The organism is Nocardia sp. NPDC058497 (genome assembly GCF_042720195.1).
Taxonomy (GTDB): Bacteria; Actinomycetota; Actinomycetes; order Mycobacteriales; family Mycobacteriaceae; genus Nocardia.
This window is the reverse complement of the sequence record NZ_JBHXMY010000488.1, coordinates 1-4,520: the sequence shown is the minus strand read 5'-3', so window position 1 is coordinate 4,520 and position 4,520 is coordinate 1. Positions and strand designations below refer to the sequence as shown.

Genomic DNA, 4,520 nt, shown 5'->3' with positions numbered 1-4,520 from the left:
TGCTTGCTCCTTCGTCGCCTACGCAACGGCGCCTGATCGCCGGGACGGCCGCGACCCGCCGCTGCGCGGCGGGACCCTCCTCGAGGTCGGGTCGTGCGGGGCTGGGAATGCGATGCGGTCTCGGCTTCTTGTCAGGGGTCGGTGGTAAACCTGGGGCGCTGCGGAGGTTGCCGGTGCGGCGGAAGGATGAGGGCATGAGCGGGAGAACACGGCGCGAGCGGGCCGAGATCGTCGATCCGGCGGCGTTGGCGCGCCCCACCGCGACCGGTGGTGTGCCCGCGACCCTGCGGGAGGTCGGCGAGCAGGCGATGGTCGCTGTGCGGCGCTGGTCCGATCCGCGGGAGCGGGAGCTGCGCCGTCGGCGTCGGGCCCGCAGGCGGAGTTTCCAGCTCGGCACCGCGTCGGGCATCACGACGGTCGGTGCGGTGGGCCTGGCCGTGGTGTCGGCCCCGGCCTGGGCGGTCGTCGTGATCGGCGGCGGCGCTGTCGCTTTCGTGACCGGTACCGCGCTGAGTGCCCGGCGGTACCTGCAGCTGCGCGGTCAGCCGTTGCCGCAGTCGGCGTTCGTCGCCCGCAAGTCACCCGGGCTGCGGTCGGTGGCCCGCGGCCCGATCCAGCGGTTGATCCGCGCCGAACGCGCGCTGCACGGGCTGGGCGCCCAGATCGCCCGCACCCGGCGCCTGCCCGAGGACGAGCTGCGTGACCTGCTCGAGACGGCCCGCTCCGGCGCGGCCGCGCTGCACGCGCTGGCCACCGACATCGTGGCGATGGAACAGGCCGCCGACACCGTCGGCCGCGCCAACCCCGAGACCGTGGCCGCCTTGAAGACCACCGTCACCGGTGTGCTCGCCCGGCTCGAGACCGGTGTCCTGGAGTACGAGCAGCTGGTCGCCGCCGCGGCGCGTATTCTCGCCGTCCCAGAGGACACCGTGGTCGCCTACCAGTTCAACGGCATCGTGGCCGACCTGCGCGAAGCCGCCGACCGGCTCGACGGCTGGGCCCAGGCACTCGCCGATCTGGCCGACGGTCCCGTCCACCGGCCGCGCTAGCCCTCAGCCGCACAACGACTTCCGGCCCCGACGCCTTCCGGCGGCGGGGCCGGTTCGCATCAGGCGATGGTCTGGCGCAGCGCGTCGAGTTCGACCGCGCGCGGATCCGCCACGGTCGACGATTCCGGGATGTCGAAGATCCGTACCCGCTTGTCCGCGCTGTCGAAGGGTGCCCAGCCCGGGTCGCCGTAAGTCGAGAAAGCTACCCAGGCCGCGTGGATCTCGTCGGCCAGCGCCTGCGGTGGGTTCGGTCCCGTCAGCGAATGCGCCCCGTCGAGGGCGTCGAAGACGAACGGCACCTCCAGCACGTGGCAGGCGCCAAGGCCGGGAAGATCGGTGGGCCAGGCGAATTCGTAGACATGGGTCGGCGCGCCCGTCGCATTGGCCTCGGCGAAGTCGAAGGTGCCCGCGCGGAAGCACCAGTCGGTGAGGATCGCGTTGAAGATCTCGGCCGGCGTGGCATCCGGACGCTGCGCCGAATAGGTCTGCGCGACAGCCGGATCGATGCCGTAGCGGGTGAGCACGAACGGCAGGGTGTCGGCGGTGACGGCGGCGGTGATGCCGGTCGGGACGGTGAAGAAGCGGAATTCGTCGGCGGTGGTGCCCGCGATGAGCGGGACCGCGCGCTCCGGATGCTCGGCCAGGACCGCGGTGGGCGCGCCGGGCACGATGTCGTCGTCGATCACCGGGAACAGGCTCATGATGCCCATGCCCTGCCCGATCACCGACGCGCCCCAGCGCTGCGGATCGGGATCGATCATCATCGCGAGCGCGACCGCGTTCTGCGCGGTACGCAACTCGTCGGGGCCGAGCTTGCCGAACTCGGCCGCGGTCGGCGCGATGCCGAGCTCGTCGGCCAGCGCGGCCGCGACCCGGCGCGCGTCCTCGGCGTCGGCGGCCACAGAGCCGTTGCCGCTCTGCATGATCGCCCGCCGGAACAGCCCGCTCGACTGCGGCGCGGCGATCAGCGCGGCCACGCTCATCCCGCCCGCCGACTCCCCGAAGATGGTCACATTGTCCGGGTCGCCACCGAAGGCGGCGATGTTCTCGCGCACCCAGCGCAGCGCGAAGAGCTGGTCGTGCAGGCCACGATTGAGTGGCGCGCCGTCGATCGCGGCGAATCCGGAGACCCCGAGACGGTAGTTGATCGACACCATCACCACGCCGTCACGCGCGAACGCCGCACCGTTGTAGATCGCGCGCGCGTTGGACCCGCGCACGAACGCGCCACCGTGAATCCACACCAGCACCGGCAACCCGCTCGCCGCCGGATCCGGGGTCCACACGTTCGCGTTGAGGTACTCCTCGCCCGGGATCCCGTCGCTGCCGATCAGGGCGTGGATCGGCGCCGGATACGGTGACTGCGCGCAGGTGGCGCCCATTTCCGTGGCCTCGCGCACCCCGTCCCAGGCGGGCGCGGGCTCGGGCAGCTGGAAGCGTTTCGCGCCGACCGGCGCCGCCGCGTAGGGCACCCCGAGAAAACGGGTGACGCCGTCCTCGGTCCAGCCGCGCACCGCGCCGCTCGCGATAGTGACGGTGGGTTCCATGGACTCCTCCTCGCACTGAGGCCCCGATTATGGGCGCCCGCCCGGCTCGACGTGGTCGTTTGGCGGGGACACGGTCTCGGGGTGAACCCTGAAATCGCCCCCGATATCGGGCCTGACCTGGTGATTTATCGGTTCTCCGGTGGCAGCATCGAGGTGTCGGATCGCTGGACGGCGGTCGCGGAACTGGCAAGGAGCACATCATGGTCTGGAAAGTCATCGGCATCGTCGTGGTCGCACTGATCGCGTTCTGGATCCTCGGGGCGCTGATCGAGGCGCTGCTGCCGGTTCTGGTCATCGCGGCGATCGGTACCGGGTTGTACCTGTTGTACAAGGCGGTGTCCGGGTCGAACGAGAAGACCCCGCTCATCAAGCCGTAATCCGGGCGCCTGCGCTTAGCATGGGCCGGGTGGATCAGGTACCTGAGGACTGGCAGCGCGGACTGGTGATCGTCGCGCATCCCGACGACATCGAATACGGCGCGGCCGCGGCGGTTGCGCGATGGACCGCGCAGGGCAAGGACATTCGCTATCTGCTCGTCTCCCGTGGCGAAGCGGGAATCGCGGGGATGCCGCCCGCGCAGGCCGGGCCGTTGCGGGAGGTCGAGGAGATCGCGGGCGCGCGCGAAGTCGGCGTGCACACCGTCGAATTCCTCGACCATCCCGACGGCCGGATCGAAGAGGGGCTCGCGTTGCGCCGCGAACTGGCCGCCGCGCTGCGCAGGCACCGCCCGGAGATGGTGGTGCTGTTCAACTTCGGCGATACCTGGGCGCCAGGGTTCGTCAACAGCGCCGATCATCGGGCGGTGGGCCGCTCGGCGATGGACGCCATCTCCGATGCGGGCAACGAGTGGATCTTTCCCGAGATCGCCAACCTGGCACCGTGGTCGGCGCGCTGGGCCGCCGTGGTCGGGCCGGTCATGACCCACGCCGTCGATGTCGGCGCCCACCTGGAGCAGGCGCGGGCTTCGCTGTCCGCGCACCGGCGCTATCTGCAGGTTCTCAGCTCCGTGCCGGTCGAGCAGCAGGTGGACGAGATCATCACGCGCGCAACGGGTCCCAAGGGCGGGTTCCCCGCCGCACACGCGGTCGGCTTCGAGTTGTTCACCTTCGCCGGCTGATCGCACCGCGCACCACCGGCTCGGCCATCACACGCCGATCTCGCTGCGGCGCGGCGGACCATGTCGAGGGATATGGCAGTCTGGCGGGATGCGAGTAGCTGTGGTGGCCGGGCCCGATCCGGGGCATGCGTTTCCCGCGATCGCGTTGTGCCTGCGATTGCTGGACGCGGGCGACGAGCCGGTGCTGTTCACCGGTCCACGCTGGCTGGACGCGGCCAGAGCCGCCGGAATCAGCGTGCGCAGGCTCAAGGGGCTGGCCCCACGCCCCACCGACGACGACACCGACGCGGGCGCCCGGATCCACGAGCGCGCCGCCCACATCGCGACCGAGAACCTGCCCGAACTGAGCGCGATGCTGCCGGACCTGGTCGTCTCCGACGTGCTCACCGCGGGCGGTGGGATGGCGGCCGAACGGCTGATGCTGCCCTGGGTGGAACTGTCCCCGCATCCGCTGTATCTGCCCTCGAAAGCCTTGCCGCCCATCGGCAGTGGACTCGCGCCGGGGGAGGGCGTGCGTGGCCGGGTGCGCGACGGGGTGCTGCGCACGATGACCGCGCGCGCGGTCCGGGTGGGCACCCGGCAGCGCTCGGCCGCGCGCGAGAGCATCGGCCTGCCCGCCGCGGATCCCGGTCCCACCGCGCGGCTCGTCGCCACGCTGCCCGCGCTGGAGCTGGACCGTCCGGACTGGCCCGCCGACACCCATGTCGTCGGGCCCCTGCTGTGGGAGCCGACCGACGCGATCCTGCCGGTACCGCCGGGGGCTGGGGCCCGGGGGTTTGTGGGGCCCCCCTCGGCGCCCACCCGGGT

Annotated in this window: 5 protein-coding genes; 4 read left to right on the top strand and 1 reads right to left on the bottom strand. The window is 71.6% G+C overall.

Annotated elements, in window-relative coordinates; genetic code table 11:
- Window positions 1-194: 194 nt before the first annotated feature.
- On the top strand, window positions 195-1,049 hold the full coding sequence (locus ACFWPJ_RS25560) for a hypothetical protein (protein WP_378854923.1): 855 nt from the start codon (window positions 195-197) through the stop codon (window positions 1,047-1,049).
- Between the two features lie 59 nt (window positions 1,050-1,108).
- Here the strand turns inward: ACFWPJ_RS25560 and ACFWPJ_RS25555 are convergent, their stop codons facing one another.
- The gene (locus ACFWPJ_RS25555; protein WP_378854922.1) at window positions 1,109-2,596 is read right to left on the bottom strand and encodes a carboxylesterase/lipase family protein; all 1,488 of its coding nucleotides are present in this window, start codon (window positions 2,594-2,596) and stop codon (window positions 1,109-1,111) included.
- Window positions 2,597-2,796: 200 nt separating this feature from the next.
- Here ACFWPJ_RS25555 and ACFWPJ_RS25550 point away from each other — a divergent pair, with 200 nt between their 5' ends.
- The 3 genes from ACFWPJ_RS25550 to ACFWPJ_RS25540 form a co-directional block, all read left to right on the top strand.
- Window positions 2,797-2,973 carry a hypothetical protein gene (locus tag ACFWPJ_RS25550; RefSeq protein WP_378854921.1) on the top strand — a complete coding sequence of 59 codons (177 nt, stop codon included), beginning with the start codon at window positions 2,797-2,799 and terminating at the stop codon, window positions 2,971-2,973.
- Between the two features lie 29 nt (window positions 2,974-3,002).
- Entirely contained in the window at window positions 3,003-3,713 is a 711-nt protein-coding gene (locus ACFWPJ_RS25545) for a PIG-L deacetylase family protein (RefSeq protein WP_378854920.1), read from the top strand.
- An 88-nt stretch (window positions 3,714-3,801) separates the two neighbouring features.
- Window positions 3,802-4,520, top strand: a 719-nt coding sequence (locus ACFWPJ_RS25540) for a glycosyltransferase (RefSeq protein WP_378854919.1), incomplete at its 3' end; no start/stop codon positions are given.

Excerpts from the sequence above, each read along its gene's own strand:
- ACFWPJ_RS25560 (WP_378854923.1), top strand. The coding sequence starts at position 195 with ATGAGCGGGAGAACACGGCGCGAGCGGGCCGAGATCGTCGATCCGGCG.
- ACFWPJ_RS25555 (WP_378854922.1), bottom strand. The coding sequence starts at position 2,596 with ATGGAACCCACCGTCACTATCGCGAGCGGCGCGGTGCGCGGCTGGACC.
- ACFWPJ_RS25550 (WP_378854921.1), top strand. The coding sequence starts at position 2,797 with ATGGTCTGGAAAGTCATCGGCATCGTCGTGGTCGCACTGATCGCGTTC.